Here is a 19,353-nt window from a genome sequence, read left to right as displayed (position 1 = left end):
CTCAGTGCAAATTAATGAACAATCATAAAGAGGTGATGATGAACACTCTGCTTAAAATTGCATCTATAAGTTCTCTAGTATTACTCAGTAGCTGCTCCTCAATAATGCCCCAAAAAAGCGTAGAAGCACGCTTTGTTCCTGAGCGTATGGACGACTTTGCATTTGAAAATGACAAGGTTGCATTTCGCGTTTATGGGCCTGCTTTAAAAGATTCGGTAGAAAATAGTGGCACTGACTGCTGGCTTAAACGCGTTGATTACCCAATTATTAATAAATGGTATGAAGGAGAACGAGAAGGTATCTCTTATCATGCAGATCATGGTGAAGGTTACGACCCTTATCATGTTGGTAATTCATTAGGCTGCGGCTCAATGGCCTTATGGGATGAAAATGCCGATAAGAGCGACAGACTGATACAGCCCAATGTGTATACTGATTATTCAATAATAGAAAAAACCGCTGATAAAGTCGTTTTTGAGCTCACTTACCAGTATACCGATCAAGACATCACCGAGAAAAAACGCTACACACTGGAAAAAGGTAGCCAATTTTATAAAGTACAAAGTCAATTTACACACAATGGTAAACCCATACAGCTTAAAGTTGCTGTGGGGGTCACTACCCATGATGGTAAAGCACAGACACATGTCAACTCTGAAGGTGATGCAATAACAACATGGGAAACTATTGATGGCAGCCAAGTAGGCACATCTGTTTTATTGCCTAAATTTACCCACACTCACTATATTTTACAACAAAGTGATAAGAAAGATCGCTCGCATGCTCTGCTTGTTGCGCAGACGAATAAAGCGGGTGAAATTACCTATTATGGAGGGTTTGCTTGGTCTAAAGCGGGTGACATAACAACCTTCAAACAATGGCAAGATTATGCGAGTAACTATTTAGCCAAAGATAAAAACACACAAGTAACCGCAGAATCTGTAAAGTCACTAACGAAAAAAGTAGCAGACTGGCAAATTGCAAATTTTGCAGAAGAAGGTAAATACCGCGCACTACCACGCAAACCACCCCAGTGGATGAATCGCGAACAATATCATGATTTAGAGTGGCATCATGGTGCCCTTTACGCGGGTATGAACGAATGGCGTAAAATTGCTGATGATGATAAATATACAAACTTTTTAATGGAAATTGGTCAGCGAAATGACTGGGCTCTACACCAACGCCCTTATCATGCCGATGATCACACGGTAGGTCAATTTTATCTGTCTTTATACGAAGACTTCCATCAGCCAAAAATGCTCGAACCCACCCGTAAGCAATTTGACTGGATTTTGGCTCACCCAAAAACCGGCACTCTTGATTGGCTTGCTGAAAATACCCATGCCCATGATCGTTGGGGCTGGTGTGATGCATTATTTATGGCGCCGCCTGTATGGGCACGTTTAGCTAAAATTACCGGTGAAGAAAAGTATTTAGACTTTATGCACCAAGAGTATAAAGCAACATACGACCTATTGTGGAGTAAGAAAGGTCAGCTATTTTGGCGTGATTCTAGTTTCTTTGATAAACACGAAAAAAATGGCGAAGACGTTTTTTGGGCTCGTGGCAATGGCTGGGTATTTGGTGGATTAGCACTGATGATTCCGGACTTACCAGTGACTTGGGAAAAACGTGACTTTTACATTAATTTATATAAAAAGATGGCCGCACGTTTAATTGAAATACAACGTGACGATGGCACATGGTCTATGGGTTTACTTGGTGGTACACAAGGTTATCCCATCAAAGAAACCAGTGGTACATCATTCTACGCATTTGGTTTAGCATGGGGTATCAATAATGGCTACCTTGATAAAGAAACGTATCGCCCTGCATTAATGAAAGCATGGCGTGCGATTTCAGGTTCAGTTACCGATGATGGCATGCTAGCCTTCGTACAACCTGTAGGCGCAGCTCCTGGAGATTCATTTCCAGATTACACTGAAGTGTATGGTGTTGGGGCATTTTTAGCAGCCGGTAGTGAAGTGTATAAACTACTTGAAGATGAAAAACCAAAAAAACACGTCGCTCACAATACAATTCAAACGTTAATGCATAATGCCGGGTGGTGTTGGTTTCAAGATCCCCGCGCCATTATCCAAAACGGTAAATTAATTATCGGTAGCGTTGCTGGCAATGGTGTGGGTGACGCTGCAGTAGGTGTTTACGACCTAGTTAAGAAGCAACTACTCGGTCGTACCACATTAAAAACTGAATTTGACCATGATGATCATAACTCACCGGTTTTTTATGCGCGTCCTGATGGCACTGTATTAACCGTTTACGCACGTCATAATAGTGAAAAAGTACATTACTACCGTATTTCAAATTCTGACAATTTTTTAAGTTGGGGCGAAGAGAAAACGATACAAAGTCCTGCCAACGTAACCTACATGAACTTATACGACTTATCCGATGAAGGAACACTTTATAACCTTTATCGCGGTATTGATTGGAATCCAACGTATGTTACATCAAAAGACGATGGTGCTACCTGGAGCGATGAACATGTTCATCTAATTCAAAATGAAGTCCCTGGCGTACAAAGACCGTATGCACGCTATGCAGGGAATAGCAAAGACACCATAGGTTTGTCATTCACTGATGCCCACCCTCGCGACTTTGGTAACAGCATTTATTATTCTGAGTTTAGAAAAGGTAATTTCTATAACGTGGATGGCACATTAATTAAAAACCTTAAAAAGGATGGGCCATTAAAACCATCTGAAGCAGAGAAATTATTTCAAGGTGGCGGCGGCAACTTCCGTGGCGTTGATTTAAGTGTTGAAAAAAGTGCATGGACAAGCTCGGTGGCTTTTGATAATAAAGGCTACCCACACGTTGCTTATACTTATTACTTAAATAATCTAGATCAGCGTTATCGTATTGCATCTTGGGATGGCAAAAAATGGCATGACCGTGAAGTTGCGTTTGCAGGAAGCCGTTTATATGACCGTGAGGCCAGTTATACAGGCTTAATCACTGTGGATCCTAGCGACCCTACTCATGTGGTTATTTCAAGTAATGTGAATCCGACTACGGGTGAGTCTTTAGCAATGCCGCATCAAATATTTAGCGCACACATTGGGCTTGATGATGATACTAACAGTATTCAATGGGAACAGTTAACGCATGATAAAAACAATGAAAATTTACGCCCTATGATAGTCAACTCTGATCAACATAAAGTGATTATGTGGTTACAAGGGCAATATAATAGCTGGACAGACTATTATTTAGATGCTGTAGGGATTATTGTTGAGTAATCAGCCCTAATTCATTAAAAAGGAGCCACAGGCTCCTTTTTTATTATCAGCTCTATAATTAGTCCGGAAACTCTGGCGAAAGAATAGGAAATCCTTGGTCATCCCACTTTATTATACGCGCTCGCGCATGGCGATTTGGATCTGTTAACGGTGTTCCTTTAAGCTCTTTATAATCACGGCTGTGGTAAATTAATAAGTCTGTAACACCGTCCTCTGCTTTTACAAAACTATTGTGACCTGGACCAAAACGCCCTACTTTTTCGTTACTTGCAAAAATTGGCTGTGGCTTTTTATGCCAGCTTGCTGGGTCGAGTAAGTCAGCATCAGCATCGGCCCATAACAAGCCCATTGCATATCGATGATCAGTCGCACTGGCAGAATACGTAAGTAGCACTTTCCTCTCACGGATCATCACTGCAGCTCCTTCATTCACCTTATAGCCTTGTATTTCCCAATCAAGTGTTGGCTCTGAAATATTAACTATTGGCTCTTTTATCGATGTTGGAGAGTCCATTTGTGCAATCCACAATGCGGAGTTATACGTTGCAGGTTGGTTTTGCTGTGCCCACACTAAATAACGCTTACCTTTATGGCTAAATGTTGTGGCGTCCAATGAAAAGCTATCAAGGTGGGTTTTTAACTGCCCCATTTCTTGCCATTGGCCCTTCATCGGATTTTTGTTGTCATTTTTAAGCACAAACATGCGAATACTAAACGGCTTTTCTACATCACCCGCTGCAAAATGAATATACCAACTGCCATCAACTTTATGTAGCTCTGGTGCCCAAATATTGGTACTCATTGGGCCTTTTTCATTTTTATGCCAAATCACTTTTGGCTCTGCTAGTTTCAAGTCATTAAGTCTACAAGCTTGACGTAGCTCTATTTCATCAAACTTAGGGGATGTACCAATAAAGGTATAACAACCGGTTTTTTCATCGCGGACCAACCAAGGATCAGCGCGTTGCAAAACAATCGGGTTATCAATTGGCATTAATGTTGGGCTATTATTTGCCTCTGCAACACTGTAAAAGCATGACATACTAAGTACGCTTACAATTGCAGTGGCAATCAGATTCTTGGCCATGGTATTTCCTATTTTTATAGTTTAATTTCCATTGTTAATATTGTATTACATATATTATAGTAGCTGATAAGTTTAATGATTAAAATAAAAAGGTAGGCAACTATGAAACACGCAAAAAAGTTCGCTCATACATGTAAACTGCTCGGTGCAAGCACATTACTTTGTTTAGCAAGTAATACCATGGCTAAACAAGTTGAAGTACACGACCCTGTAATGACCAAAGAAGGCGATACCTATTACGTCTTTAGCACGGGTATGGGGATCACGTATTACGAGTCCAAAGACATGAAAAATTGGCAGCTTACCGGGCGCGTATTTAAAGATGAGCCGAGCTGGGCAAAACGCATTGCCAGTGACTTTGGTGGCCACCTTTGGGCGCCGGATGTATATCAAAAAGATGGCAAATTTTATCTTTATTATTCTGTGTCTGCGTTTGGTAAAAACACCTCTGCAATTGGTGTAACGGTTAACGAAACTCTAGACCCTAAATCACCAGATTATAAGTGGATAGATCATGGTATAGTTATACAGTCTGTGCCTGAGCGTGATAACTGGAATGCGATTGACCCTGCAATTGTTGAAGATGACAATGGTACACCATGGATGAGCTTTGGTTCGTTTTGGGGCGGCCTTAAGTTAGTTAAACTTGACGATGACATGGTAAGACTTGCTCAACCGCAAGAATGGCATAGCATTTCAGCACGCCCTAACACTGAACACGGGCCTGTAGAAGCACCGTATATCTTTAAAAAGAATGGTTATTACTACTTATTTGTGTCGTTTGATAAATGCTGCCAAGGTTTAGACAGCAATTACAATGTCCGTGTAGGGCGCAGTAAAAACGTAGAAGGCCCATACCTTGATAAAGAAGGTCGTGACTTAAATAATGGCGGTGGTTCGCTGGTGATCGAAGGTAATAAAGACTGGGTCGCGCTTGGTCATAATGCTGCTTATACCTTTGACGGTAAAGATTACTTAGTACTTCATGCTTACGAAACGGCTGATAACGGTTTACAAAAATTACGTATTCTACCGATGACTTGGGACGATAACTGGCCTGTGGTTGATAGTAGCGATCTAAACAAGCGCACCACTAAGCTGATTGAGAAGTAACACTTAAGAACAGCCACTAAAAGCCTGCATTTTTTGCAGGTTTTTAGTTTTGATATATCGCATTCTCAATACAAAAATTACTGCTCTAGCTCACGATTACTCTTTAAAATCAATGAGTTTAATATCCATAAAAATAAGCTGCTCACTGCTTATCGCTAAAGATTCATTCAGTGCCACACTGTAAATATCGTAGGCAAGATGCGGTAAAATCAAAAGTTCATAACGGCTGCCTTTAGGCATCAGCATGAGTGCTTCTTGCAAACCTTCTATCGCTTCTGCTATTTCATACTCAGCCACTTGCTCAATTTGCCGCGTATCATAAAGCACATGCCCTGTTGCAGTCATCACGCGTTGCTGCACCTTAACAGTAGCATCCCATGAAGGTGGTTCGCCACTTCCCAGTTCAATAATACGATACATTAATCCCGAGCCAGTTACATGCACTTCGGGCTGTGTTATGTATTGCTCTGCGAGCGGGTAACGCCGAACACTCACTTTAGAATGGACATCGTCATAATGCTGTAAACTCATACTCGTCCTACTAGTTATTATTGATTAAACGAATACCGTAAATACCACCAGCAACCGATCCTTTTATTGCACTAAAGCGCAGTGTTAATGAGCTAGCTTTTTTCATTTCATCAGTTAATGGATAATCAATGCTGTAAAATTCTGCATCAGTTTGCTTAGCGGGTAAGCTAACTTTTGCCAGCACCTCACCATTAATTGTGATAGTAAACTTACGGCCTATATCTGCATTAAAATAACGGATACGCAGTGCAACTGCCTGCTGCTCTAAGTTAGTTAGCTTATATTCAAACCAACCTGTTGCATCACGCCAATGATGGCCGTTATTAACACCTGCACGGGTATTTTCACCTTTAAAGTCATGCTCAACTTCAGGCTGTTGCTCGCCCGGTGTTATTTGGTCAACGGTCAATAATCGTAATTGCTCTTTTGCTTGTTCAGCAGCTTTTGAATCTTTCACGAACTGAGTAAATTCGGCTTCACTTTGCTGCGGCCAGTAAACTTGATAGCGACTATCATGAAGCCTAAAGAACGGAATTAACTGAGTTGTTTGTGTACTCCCTATACCCTGCTGAGCTATGGCGACATTTTTATCTGTGGTAAATGCAAGTTCAGCGCTAGGCGCTCGCTTTAAATCAGCAATAAACTGCTCAGGTTCACTGAGCATGATAGGAAGTGCTTCGGGTGGACAGGTAGGCCCTGCTGCAATATGACCCATGCGGCTGTTGTCTGCCACAAAATTCAACTGCTCGTTTTTAAACGCTTGTACTTTAGTTGCCATTACCACAGGACCATACAATACCGCATAGTAATCTTGGCCATCAGGCAACTGCTCTGTGTACAGCTTTGGGGTTAAGGAAAAAGCGAGTTTATCGCCATCATGCCAGCTATTATTAATACTGTAATAACCCTGCTCTGCTGTAGCATTTATAGGTTTGCCATTAAGCTTAAACTGTAAATCCCCAGTGATCCAACTTGGTTTACGAATATGCAGCTGCGCTGATGAGTTATGTTTTTTATCTAATGTGTTAATCACTAAGGTTATATTATTAGCATCCGGAAAATGGCTTTGTTGAGTTACTTTTAAGTCCTGTTGCTGCCAATCAAGCGTACTTGGAATAAATAGATTTACCCATAAGTTATCGTCATTTTTACTGTAGATCAGCTCACCGTATTTACTATGATTTTCGATACCCGAACCGACACAACACCACATTGAATCTTGTACCGATGAATACATACGATAGTGCCCAGGACGCATCGGCGTAAAGTACACAAGCCCACCGTGCTCAGGATGTTGCGACGATAAAATATGGTTATAGGTTGCGCGCTCGTAGTATTCTAAATAGCGAGTGTCCGCGGTTTTCAGAAACAGAAGCTTGCTGAGTTTCATCATGTTGTACGTGTTACAGGTTTCCGGGCCTTCAACATCTTCAACCATCGCGGTAAAGTCTTTTTTGTCGTGAAAATGCTCACGTACACTGTTACCACCAATAGCCACTGAGCGCTCTTTAGTCACTGTTTGCCAAAAATAATCTGCGCCTTGTTGCCACGCTTCATCATCACTGGCCTCAGCGACCTTCAACATACCAATAATTTTTGGAATTTGGGTATTAGCATGTAAGCCAGTTAGCTTATCTTGTTTTTTTAACAGCGGATCGACAATGCTATGGTGAGTAAATTGACGTGCTAGTTTTAAGTAACGTTTATCATTACCGATAGTAGCCATATCGGCAAATACCGCATTTAAACCACCGTATTCTGAATATAGCATCTGTTGAATTTGTTCATCGCTTAACTTAGAGGTTAAGTTTAAAAACCATTCGCCTAAATCAAACAGCATGGTTTTTGCTTGTTCACTGCCTGCAATCAAGTAAGCATCACGCAAGCCATGGAAAATTTTGTCTATGTTATAAAGCGGCACCCAACGATCATTTAAACTAAATAAATCGGCTTTAATATTGCCATCATGGATTTGTTGCCACATCGCTTGACCATTTGGTATGCCTCCTAAATAACCGTCATTAACCTGTTGTGCGCGTTGTAGCTCATTTAACATGTAATCTAAACGGTGCTTTAGTTCTTCATCGCCAGTTGCAGCCCACGCAAGGCTTAACGCCGATAAATAATGACCGCCAATGTGACCATCAAGTCCCGAGTCTTCCCAATTACCATAAGATGACGCTTTGGGCTCGATACCAGCTTCACGTAAGTAAGGGGCTAATAATTGATCTGGGTGCAATGCCAATAAATAACGAACGTTAGTTTGCTGGGCATGTAAAAACGGGCTTGCACTTAAGCTAACTTGCTCAAGTGCAAAAAGTTGTTGTGGTGTGCTCTGTGTATGATGCGTATTAACAGTTTTATCATCTGTATTTGGGTGTTCGCTGCAAGCCGATAACAACATTACCGCAAGTGAAAAACTAATAACGTGTGGTAATTTTTTTACTGCTAAATCAAACATACACAGAGTCCTTTTGTTATTTTTTATTGTTCGCCAGGTTTACCAAAAACAGGCATACCGTTATCATCCCAATTTAATGATTTTGTGAAGGTATGACGATCTGGGTTCCACAGTGGGTCACCTTCAATTTCAGTATATTGACGACAGTGATAAACTAGTACGTCATTACCATTTTCATCTTGCGTAAAACTGTTATGCCCGGGGCCAAACATCGACTTAGGCTCATTACTACGAAATACCGGCTCTTGTACTTTAGTCCAGCTATTTATATCTAATAAATCACTATCTAGGTCCGCATATAGCAAGCCCATAGCATAGTTTTCATCGGTGGCACTGGCTGAATACGTTAAGAATATTTTACCGTTACGTTTAAGTACGTTAGGGCCTTCATTCACCCAAAAACCAATTATTTCCCAATCAAGTTCAGGGATGGTTAAACGCGTGATTTCGCCAGTGATCTCTGTTGGTGATGACATTTTTGCCAAGTACAGATTTGAGTTACCTTTTACACCCGGTTCTTTTTGTGCCCAGCAATAATAAAGCTCATCATTATGATAAAAAGTCGTGGCATCTAAACAAAAAGTATCCCATGGGGTTTCAATTTGACCGCAGAACTGCCACTCGCCTTCAATCGGATCCGCATCTTTACAGCTAATTGCATACATGCGGTGTTGAAATAAATCGTGCTTAATTTCACGACTCGGTGCTGCGGCAAAATAAACATACCAAGCGCCATCATTAAAATGGATCTCAGGTGCCCAAATAAGCTCCGAGTATGGACCTGTTTGTGGCTTCATCCAGACCATTTTTGGCGTTGCCGTTGCAAGTCCTTCAAGCGTTTTTGCACGACGAAGTTCAATGCCATCATAGGCAGGAACAGACGCGGTAAAATAATAATAACCATCTGTGTGCTTATGAATATATGGGTCAGCACGTTGTGGGATCAAAGGCTTAGGTAAAGTTGACATAAATGCTCCTAAAATTATTCTGGTAACCGTTGGTTTTTAACCATGTCGGTATAATATTGATCTGTAATTTTGTATTTCTTTAATATAAAGCCCAGCAATGCATGAAATACTCCTGGAATAACAGTCAGCATTAAAGCAAGGCCCATCAAGGTGAATTCTGTTTGCTCAACATTTGGTTTGTATTCAAAAAATGCTAATAGTAAACCACCGGCAAGACCTGCTAACCCGCCACCCGCTTTTTGGCAAAATGAGATGCCACCAAACGATAACCCTGAGGCACGTACACCGTCTTTAATTTCACCATAATCAACGGCTTCAGCTATGGCTGACCAAAACACAGGGGCATGTAAATCAACCACAAAGGAAAGAATAATGTATAAAAAGAAGGCAAGGTATACATCTCCTGGTTGCACAGCAAAATACATTACAACAGATATGAATAACACCGCGATTTGTGATTGACGAAATAGCTTCATTTTGCAATAGCGTTGGGTGATCCATGTACTAGCGATCATAGATACAATTGATGCGGCAATACCAGCACTGGTAAACGCTCCAGCAAGACTTGGTTCACCTAAATAATAAGTTGCATAATACATAGCGACACTGCCACGAATTGCGTAACCTAAAGTACCGAGCACGCATGCAGCACATAATAATAACCACTGATCGTTTTTCAATAATGTTTTAAATTGTGTTGCGATGCTTTCTGTCTGAGGTTCATGAGTAATACGTTCACGAGTAGTAAAAAAACAAAATAGAAACAATGCTACACCACAAGTGGACACTAAAATCATTGCCAGTTTATAACCATGAGCAATATCGCCACCGCCCCACAAAGACGCTAGTAAGGGAACTGAAAACACAATAACTACATTCGCTATTTTGGCAAAAAACATTCGGTATCCGTTTGCGGATAATCGCTCTTTTGGATCTGCGGTTAATACACCGATATATGAAATATAAGGAATAGCCACACCAGTAAACATTAAGGTGGCAAATAAATAGGTAAGATAAGCCCATACCAACTTCATGTTGTAATCAAAATCTGGCGTGGTAAATAGTAGAACGATTGAAATCCCATAGGGCACAGATAGAAATAAGAACCAATGGCGGAACTGCCCCCAGCGCGTTTTTACTTTATCGGTAATCACGCCCATTAATGGGTCTGTAAACGCATCAACAAAACGTGCAACTAAAAATAAAATCCCCATATCAACAGGGTCAAGACCATAAATGTCGGTGTAGAAAAACGACATAAAATAAAATAATGCAGCAACCATAACGTTTACTGCCATATCACCGGCACCAAAACCGACTTTTTCAACAACTGATAACTTTTGATTTTCCATACAACTACCTAATTTTTAAAATATGTTATATAAAGCAACATATTTAAAAAAGAAAAAAGACCATCATTATTAATATGTTATACAAGTATCGAATCTAATTTCGATTGCAAAGCATTGTGATGTTCATTGAATTCGTTATTTTTGTAAACTTAATGCTAACAAGATAAATAGTATTATCATACTAATTAGCATGCAACTATTTTCGACTATAAGCATGTGTTTATCTAAAAATAATTATGTATTAATTTTATAAAAGGGAAATAAATTATGGACTTGCATAATAAAATAAAAAAACCTCAGTGATACTGAGGCTTTTTAGTCTTTTTTAAATATTAGAAAGAATAACGTGCGCCTAGCGCAAATGTACGTGAGTAGATGCCATTACTAAAATTAAATAAGTTATCGTTACCTTTGCCATAGTAGCTTTGATAAACGTCATCTAAGATATTGGTCGCATCAAATGTAACTACGAAATCATCGGTTACGTCATAGCTAAATTGGAAATCTAAGCTTTGTTCTGGACGACTCCAAAATTGCAAAGGGTTTGCAAATATAGCAGCTTCATTGCCTGTGTAGAACTCTGAGCGCCAAACATAAGATAAACGCATATCGAACGATTCACGCTCATATATACCAACAATACTGTATGACTCATCCGACACACCCGCCATATTTGAATCAATATAGCCTGATATATTTCCAGCTTCGTCAAAATCAGGTGTATCTTGAGATGAATCAAGTAAGGTAAAACTTGCTTGTAAACCTAAACCATTAAGCATATCTGGTAAGTTATCAGGGAAGTAAACCGCACCTAGTTCAAAGCCTGACAACTCGCCATTTGATGCATTTACTGGCGCACTTAAAACATAAGGACGAGTTACACCATCGTTGCCTTCACGTACGACTGTTTTGCGACCTGGTACAACTAGCCCTTCTATTTCACGCTTAAAATATGCAGCATAAATAGAACTAGAATCTGCAAAATACCACTCTAATGATAAGTCATAGTTTTTTGACTCGGTAGGCTTAAGCTCTGGATTACCACCTGTTCCTTCGCCGTATATTGCACCTTCTGTCAACGGATCAGTCCAATATTGCAATGCATTTAAGTCAGCAAAGTTAGGCATACGTAGAGTTTCTGTGTATGCAATACGCCCTACAAGCTCATCAGTAATGTTCCAATTTAGCATCAAACTAGGCAGTACTTTACTTACATCTGCATTTGCTGAACTTGAATCAAATATATTTGTATTCGTGCCGGTTTCAGCTGTAAATGACATATCTTGTTCGTAACTGACATAACGGACACCTATCTCACCGCTAATGTTTTCTGTTAAGAAAAAGTTTGCCGTTGTATAAAGTGCATATGATGTTTCGTCTATATCAAAAGTTTTGTACTTATCTTCACCCTCAAGGCCATAAATACCACGGATTACATTCGCATTATCAAGTAAGTAACCACCATCTGCAGAAATAAAACTATCGAATACATCTGCACGACCGTCTAAGTAGTCGTCTACTTTATATACCACACCAGAGCCATCACCTGATGCACCATTGTCAGCAAGTAATTCAATAAGCTGTGCCAACGATGTGTTAGCAATACCACTATCTTGGGTTCGCGTAAACTCTTCAGCAGTTCGGCTTTCGTAACGTCCACCAAACTTAATTTTATCTAAATAAGTGCCGCCAAATAAATATTCCGCATCAAATGTAAATGAAAGAGAGTCACCACGGTTCCCCCCGCCATTATCATATAGCGTACCGGCATTCCAATTATCAATTGCAGCCATGTCAGCTTCGTTAACTGCTGTATTAGGGTCATCCCAAAATGCAATCCCTGGCATACCGTCATTATCATTAAAATCAACATCTAAACCAGTTGCGACACGGTCAAAACGCATAGCAAAAAAGTCAGTTTCAAATTCACTTTCTTGGTATACAACTTCCGTATTAATGGTCAAATAATCACTCGCTTGCCACTTTGAGCTAAGTGCATAAAGGTAACTATCCGTTTTCTCAGCGCTAGAGTCTCCACTTTGGAAGCCTCCAGCTCTAATAGCTTGCTTCTCTTTGATAACATTAGTGCCATCAAAGATTGTTGGAGTTTCAATATTGCCATTACCGTTTTCAAAAGTATTAGAAAACCACATCGCATTTTGTGAATCGTTTTCATATCCAGTATAAAAACCTTCAGCAGTAATCTCTAACGTATCAATTGGTGCCCATTGCAACGATAACGAAGCAGCTGGACGCTTACGTATACCTGAGAAAGAAGTACCGAATATTGCATCACGAGCAATTAAATACTCTGTAGGTACACCATCAACATTCAGTGTAGAACCTGGCGCTGTGGGAAGACCACCTTCAAGACCCGCTTGCCAAATTAAGTTACCTTGTGAATCATTATTTGGAACACGTGAGTAAGGTGAGTAACCGGTTGCTGGTTTATCAGTAAAAAATGGAAAAGCCGCACCTGCGGTGATGGTATCATCACGATAATGAGTTTCAGCATAAGAGATATTAAATAACGCCCCAAATTCACCAGCACCATCAACTTCCCAACGATTACTTAACAGTGCACTGATATTTGGATCAATCTTGTCTGGTTGATCTGAGTAAATACCACGTGCTGCTAAAACAACTTTTTTGCCATCAAAGTTAAACGGGCGATTAGTTTTAATATCGATTGAACCCGCAATACCACGCTCGACTTGATCTGCAGAACGCGTTTTATAAACCGTTACACCTGACAATAAACTAGCAGGAATATCTTGCAGTGATACATCGCGACCAGAGCCTGTAAAAATATTACGACCGTTAATGGTAGTGTGTACATCAGTTAAACCACGAATAGACACTTGGCTCACTTCACCTGCCCCACGACCTGTTGTTTGCACGCCAGTAACACGCTGTAAAGCCTCTACCACATTGTTATCAGGAAACTTTCCTATATCTTCTGCAACAATTGCATCTACAATCTGCACGCTAGCGCGCTTTTCATCTAGGGCCTTATTTAGGCTACCTCGTATTCCCGATACTTGAATAACCTCAATCGCATCAGCATCGACTTTTTGAGCTTGTGTTTGCTCTTCCTGTGCATAGGCAAATTGACTTGTAATTGCCATAACAATTGCGCTAGCTATGTGTGTTCTTTTTAACATTAGCGGTGCTCTCCAAATTATAGTTATATTGGCAGTATGACTTAATGCATCTACCTCTGGTTTACCACTTCAATATGCTTGTTGTCAGTTGAGAATATTGATTTGTGTGTCGTTTAATTATGTTAATTTATTGCTGCCTTCAATTTAATAGTATTGTATGATTATTTAACAGTCAACATAATTATTGGATCTAAAAACCGATGAGTGAAAATACACACCTCTAACGAAATAAATTTCAAACTAAAAATAATACAAATAAAAACAATAACTTGAATTTATTGATTTTGACTTCAATCATTATTTTTAAAAACATAAATATGGATACTATTTGTTAAATTATCCTAAACAAGCAATTAAAAATATAATAATATAAATAATGTTATTTTCTGCTACGCTAGTATTTTAAGCGCCTAGCGTCATGTCGCAAAATTACAAGCGCACTGACAGATGCTAGCTAATGACCATAAAACAAATAAATACAAAATAATTTACAGTTTTTAGAGGAATACATATGTTTAAATATTTTACCCTGCCTTTGTTACTTTCGAGTAGCTTGGCTATTGCACAAAATCCACTTTTCAAAGATATATTTACTGCTGATCCTGCTGCACTTGTACACAACAACACGGTTTATCTTTATACCGGCCACGATGAAGCTCCCAACAACGATGTTTTTTTTGAAATGCATGACTGGCTCGCATTTTCCTCAACCGATATGGTGAATTGGAAAAAACACGGCCCAATTATGAAAGCTACTGACTTTAAATGGGCGAAAGGAGAGGCATGGGCATCGCATATGATCGAGCGCAACGGTACCTTTTATTTTTTCACCACTGTGCGCCATGATGATACTAAACCCGGTTTTGCTATTGGTGTTGCAACATCAAAGTCACCCACAGGCCCATTTAAAGATGCTATCGGTCACGCTCTTGTTACCGATGACATGACTAAACACACTCCTAATGATTGGGATGATATTGATCCGGCTATCTATGAAGAAGAGAACGGTGATACCTACCTATTTTTTGGCAACTTAATACCTAAATATGTAAAACTTAGTGATGACTTACTTCATCTCGATGGTGAAATTAAAACCATTGATTTACCAAACTTTACCGAAGCACTGTGGGTTCATAAGAAAGATGAATACTATTATGTTTCTTATGCATGCGAATTCCCTGAAAAAATCTGTTATGCCATGAGTAAAAGTGTTCATGGTCCATGGGAATATAAAGGCATTTTAAATGAAATTGCAGGAAACAGTGAAACTAATCATCAGTCAATTATAGAATTTAAAGGTAAAAGTTACTTTATTTATCATACTGGCGCAGTACCACCAAAAGACGGTAAGCCCAGTGGCGGACGCTTTCGCCGCTCGGTGGCAATAGACCCGCTATATTACAATAAAGATGGTTCATTAAAACGCGTAATAATGACTACCGAAGGGATTGAAAGCCAAAACTAGCTAGCACATAACTCGCGAAGGAGCATTTTTAAAACCATAAATGCTCCTCACTTAAATCTGTCAGAATCAAAATCTTTAACTATTTAAAAATAAAATCATAAAACAACCCTTGTATCTACTTTATGTTAACCACTGCTTTCTTTAGTCAGCTAAATATTTATCCAACCCACCTAAAAAAATAAAATAATTTATAAATTAACAAGTTAGACACACAACAAAGTTAACAATAAATTTACTTATGTAATAAACTTGCACAGTTTGAATAGTACTATAAAATGATAATAGTATGTTGGTTTGCATTTCAGACTCTGGCATTCATTGAACACATAATTAAATAACAACAATATCTCGATATAAAGAGGACACACAAAAATGAAACTAACCAAATTAGCGATGGTGATCACCTGCGCTTTAGCTGTTACAGCATGCTCCGAGGAAGGCACTAAGCTAGAATCATCGCCAGCAGTTGCTCAGCCACAAAGTGCAAAACCAACCGTCAGTGATAGCGTTACATATGATGAGCTTGGTAATGTTGCTGTTACTTATGTTAGCGTACATGACCCTTCTGTAATCAAAACAGACGGTACCTACTATATTTTTGGCTCACATTTAGCCGCAGCTAAATCAACTGACTTATTAAACTGGGAAATGATTTCAAGCCTTTCCGCTAATGAAGCCGTGAATGAAAGCCCGCTTTTTGACTTTAATTACACGAGCGAAATTGCAGAGGGTATTCAGTGGACAGATAGCTTTACCGGTAACTGGGCTGCTGATGTTGTTAAAGCACCCAATGGTAAATTTTGGTTTTATTATAACCACTGCGCACAAGACAACCCAGATACACCCGATGTAGTCGATGAAGTATGCTGGAACCGCTCATACTTAGGCCTCGCAGAAGCTGATAATATTGAAGGCCCATATAAAAATAAAGGCGTATTTTTACGCAGTGGCTATCGCAACGATGAAGAGTTTGCACAGTACCCTCTAGATAATGGCCAAACAACATGGAATGGCGCCGTTGACCCGAATGCCATTGACCCCGCCGCTTTTTATGATAAAGACGGGCAATTATGGATGGTTTATGGTTCATATTCTGGCGGTATCTTTGTACTGGCAATGGATGAAGAAACGGGTATGCCAGATGCAGAGCAAGGCTATGGTAAACATTTGGTGGGTGGTGACTTTAGAGCTATTGAAGGCGCCTTTGCTATGTATAGCCCTGAAAGTGACTACTATTATTTATTTTACTCAGTAGCTGGTTTTGATGTAAACGGTGGCTATAACATTCGTGTAGCACGTTCAAAAACTCCGGATGGCCCATACTTAGATACCGCAGGCAATGATATTGCCGCTGTTGGTGGTTTAGAGATCGGTGAAAAACTATTAGGTGGCTTTGAATACACCCAAGAGCTGGGGGAAACCTCACCAGCATGGGGTTATCAATCACCGGGCCATAACTCTGCCCATTACGACGAAGCGACTGGCCGTCACTTATTGATTACCCACACGCGTTTCCCACAAACCTCTACACAGTTTCCAACAGCGAGTGAAGCTCACCAAGTTCGCGTGCATGAGATGTTCATTAATTCAACCGGTTGGCCGGTAACCTCACCGCAACGTTATGTGCCTCTAGAGGGTGATAATTTAGTGGTGGCTGAGCAACTATACGGTTACTACAAATTTATAAACCATGGGACTGATGTTAATACCAGCGCAGTGCGCTCTACTCATATTGCTTTAAATGCCGATCATTCAGTAACAGGTTATGAAACTGGTATTTGGTACATGGTTGATGATTCAAACGTCAAACTTGAACTTGAGTCTGGTACTTACTACGGTGTGGCTAAATGGCAATGGGATGATGGTAAAAAAGATCTTGTCGTCACTTTTTCTGCTGTATCGTTAGAAAATGCCACAGTCTGGGGCAGTAAAGTCGCTGAAATTGATGAAACGACCAGTGTTTTAGCAACTGTGAGCGATGCATTAAATATTAAGACCGAGCTGACAATTGATGATGAAGGTTATTCATTGCCAACCAAAGGGAAAGCGGGTACGACTATTCGCTGGGAATCAAGTAATGAATATTACATTGATGCAAATGGCTCCGTATTTATTCCCACCCCTGATCGGGGCGATCAAGCAGTTACATTAACCGCTAATATGTCACTTAATGGTGAAACTATCACCAAAACGTTCAATGTTAATCTAAAAGCCCGCCCCGTATTTAAAAATGCGATTGCGCACTATAGCTTTGAAAACGGCTTAACAGATAATTTAAGCAACCTTGCTGATGCCATGACCACTGATAACAACTTGGACAATACAGGTGTTGGTACGCCGGCCTATGCGGCAGGACAAACAGGTCAAGCATTCGATTTTGATGGTGCGACCGGTGTTCGATTACCTGATGACATAATCAACTCAGATAGCTACACAGTTTCATTTTGGTCTAAACCTGACGTTGTAACTGGCTATAGCCCTGCCTTTTTTGCAGCTGAGAATGCTGATCGTTGGGTAAGTTATATCCCTGGGGGTGCACCTCATTTCACCACAAATACAATTTTATGGAGTCGCTACCTAGTTGAACCAGAGGTAGAGCAATGGAATCAAATTGAGATGACTCAAGGTGCAACCGCTGGACAATGGAGTCACGTAACTATCACTTATGCTAACGGCACAATGAAGTACTACTCTAATGGTTCACTTGTTGGCTCAATGCCACGCCCTGATATGTTTAGCGCTGATACAGCTAAATTTGCACTTGGTGTAAATTTTGGCTGGGATACTCCATTCCAAGGTCAAATTGATGAATTTATCGTCTATGATTACGCATTAAACAGCTTAGATATCAATGGTGCAGCGATAAACAACCTAACTGATCCAACTAAGTTTGAAACCTTCATTACTGATGCACTTGATTTAGGTGATACAACGGCTATCCGTGAAAGCTTTACCTTACCGCGTGTTGGGCCATTTGTGTCAGGTATTAGCTGGACATCAAATAATGAGGAGTTCTTAAAACCGGTTAATGGCACTGCCGTTGTTAATCAGCCAAGCGCTAATGCGGGTGATCAAGTTGTTACTTTAACAGCAACAATTAACTATAAAGACTTTACCGATACCAAAACTTTTGAAGTAACCGTTAAGTCATTAGCCCCTGCAGAATATAGTTTTGAAGGCGACTTAACTGAACTTAAAGCAGCTTATGCAAACGCCAAGCCTACTGGAGACCGTATTGATAACACTGGCGGTAACGTCACTTTTGTTGAAGGTATTAAAGGCCAAGCAGTATTCCTTCAAGGTTCAGGGGTTCGTTTGCCAAATAACTTGATAACCACCAATGATTATTCTGTATCTATGTGGTTAAAACCTGAAATGTTCTCAGATTACACCACTGCATTTTTTGCAGGTGCAAGCTCGTCTGCATGGATAAGCTTAGTCCCCTCAATGGTTGATTCGAATACGACTCGCCTTTGGGCAAATGGCGGCGGTGCGTTCTTTGATAATGGTGATTTAGGCATGCGACTGCCAGCAAAAGAATGGACTCATATTGCCTTCACTGTTGACGGAACCAACGGTGACACCTTGAAGATGTATGTAAACGGTGAGCTTAAAATTGAAGCAGGTGGCTTCCCTCGCGTATTTACTGTTGAGGGCGAAACCAATGAATTTGCGTTAGGTGTAAACTACTGGGATACAACTTTCAACGGCGCGGTTGATGAGTTAAAAATATTTAACGGGGCAATCGATGCTGACGCAATCAAAGCACTCTACGATGCAGCTACTGCACAAGAGTAAACTATTTAGGGTGAGCTGCCTTACCCAATAGTTTGTTGTCGTGAAAAGCCAGACGAGAGTCTGGCTTTTTTTTAACTTTTTATTTTCAACAAACACAACATCGTATACAGTGGGATTTATAATACAATATTAACTAAGGAAGGAG

At 40.1% G+C, this 19,353-nt stretch carries 10 protein-coding genes; 4 read left to right on the top strand and 6 right to left on the bottom strand.

Annotation, left to right across the window (positions count from 1 at the left end):
• Positions 1–14 precede the first annotated feature (14 nt).
• Positions 15–3,269, top strand: a complete 3,255-nt coding sequence (locus ND6B_RS12675) for a glycoside hydrolase family 88 protein (RefSeq protein ID WP_235420454.1) — start codon at positions 15–17, stop codon at positions 3,267–3,269.
• Between the two features lie 58 nt (positions 3,270–3,327).
• Here the strand turns inward: ND6B_RS12675 and ND6B_RS12680 are convergent, their stop codons facing one another.
• Positions 3,328–4,356: a glycoside hydrolase family 43 protein gene (locus tag ND6B_RS12680; RefSeq protein ID WP_033103083.1), complete on the bottom strand. Its 1,029-nt coding sequence runs from the start codon at positions 4,354–4,356 to the stop codon at positions 3,328–3,330.
• A gap of 102 nt (positions 4,357–4,458) precedes the next feature.
• Here ND6B_RS12680 and ND6B_RS12685 point away from each other — a divergent pair, with 102 nt between their 5' ends.
• On the top strand, positions 4,459–5,469 hold the full coding sequence (locus ND6B_RS12685; RefSeq protein WP_033103082.1) for an arabinan endo-1,5-alpha-L-arabinosidase: 1,011 nt from the start codon (positions 4,459–4,461) through the stop codon (positions 5,467–5,469).
• Positions 5,470–5,565: 96 nt separating this feature from the next.
• Here the strand turns inward: ND6B_RS12685 and ND6B_RS12690 are convergent, their stop codons facing one another.
• The 5 genes from ND6B_RS12690 to ND6B_RS12710 all read right to left on the bottom strand — a co-directional run bounded on the left by ND6B_RS12690 (position 5,566) and on the right by ND6B_RS12710 (position 13,945).
• The gene (locus tag ND6B_RS12690; protein ID WP_033103081.1) at positions 5,566–6,000 is read right to left on the bottom strand and encodes an FKBP-type peptidyl-prolyl cis-trans isomerase; all 435 of its coding nucleotides are present in this window, start codon (positions 5,998–6,000) and stop codon (positions 5,566–5,568) included.
• A gap of 10 nt (positions 6,001–6,010) precedes the next feature.
• The gene (locus tag ND6B_RS12695) at positions 6,011–8,461 is read right to left on the bottom strand and encodes a glycoside hydrolase family 127 protein (RefSeq protein ID WP_033103080.1); all 2,451 of its coding nucleotides are present in this window, start codon (positions 8,459–8,461) and stop codon (positions 6,011–6,013) included.
• Between the two features lie 23 nt (positions 8,462–8,484).
• Positions 8,485–9,429 carry a glycoside hydrolase family 43 protein gene (locus ND6B_RS12700; protein ID WP_033103079.1) on the bottom strand — a complete coding sequence of 315 codons (945 nt, stop codon included), beginning with the start codon at positions 9,427–9,429 and terminating at the stop codon, positions 8,485–8,487.
• A gap of 14 nt (positions 9,430–9,443) precedes the next feature.
• On the bottom strand, positions 9,444–10,781 hold the full coding sequence (locus ND6B_RS12705) for an MFS transporter (protein WP_010389191.1): 1,338 nt from the start codon (positions 10,779–10,781) through the stop codon (positions 9,444–9,446).
• A 332-nt stretch (positions 10,782–11,113) separates the two neighbouring features.
• Entirely contained in the window at positions 11,114–13,945 is a 2,832-nt protein-coding gene (locus ND6B_RS12710; RefSeq protein ID WP_033103078.1) for a TonB-dependent receptor, read from the bottom strand.
• Between the two features lie 511 nt (positions 13,946–14,456).
• Here ND6B_RS12710 and ND6B_RS12715 point away from each other — a divergent pair.
• Positions 14,457–15,410 (top strand): glycoside hydrolase family 43 protein, encoded by a 954-nt coding sequence (locus tag ND6B_RS12715; protein WP_051686698.1) that lies wholly within the window; start codon positions 14,457–14,459, stop codon positions 15,408–15,410.
• Positions 15,411–15,782: 372 nt separating this feature from the next.
• Entirely contained in the window at positions 15,783–19,208 is a 3,426-nt protein-coding gene (locus ND6B_RS12720; RefSeq protein WP_033103077.1) for a LamG-like jellyroll fold domain-containing protein, read from the top strand.
• The last annotated feature ends 145 nt before the right edge of the window (positions 19,209–19,353 follow it).

The sequence above is a fragment of the Pseudoalteromonas sp. ND6B genome (assembly GCF_000764215.1).
In the GTDB taxonomy this organism is placed as follows: Bacteria; Pseudomonadota; Gammaproteobacteria; order Enterobacterales; family Alteromonadaceae; genus Pseudoalteromonas; species Pseudoalteromonas tetraodonis.
Note: the sequence above shows the minus strand (reverse complement) of the source record. Positions and strands in the feature narration are given on the sequence as shown.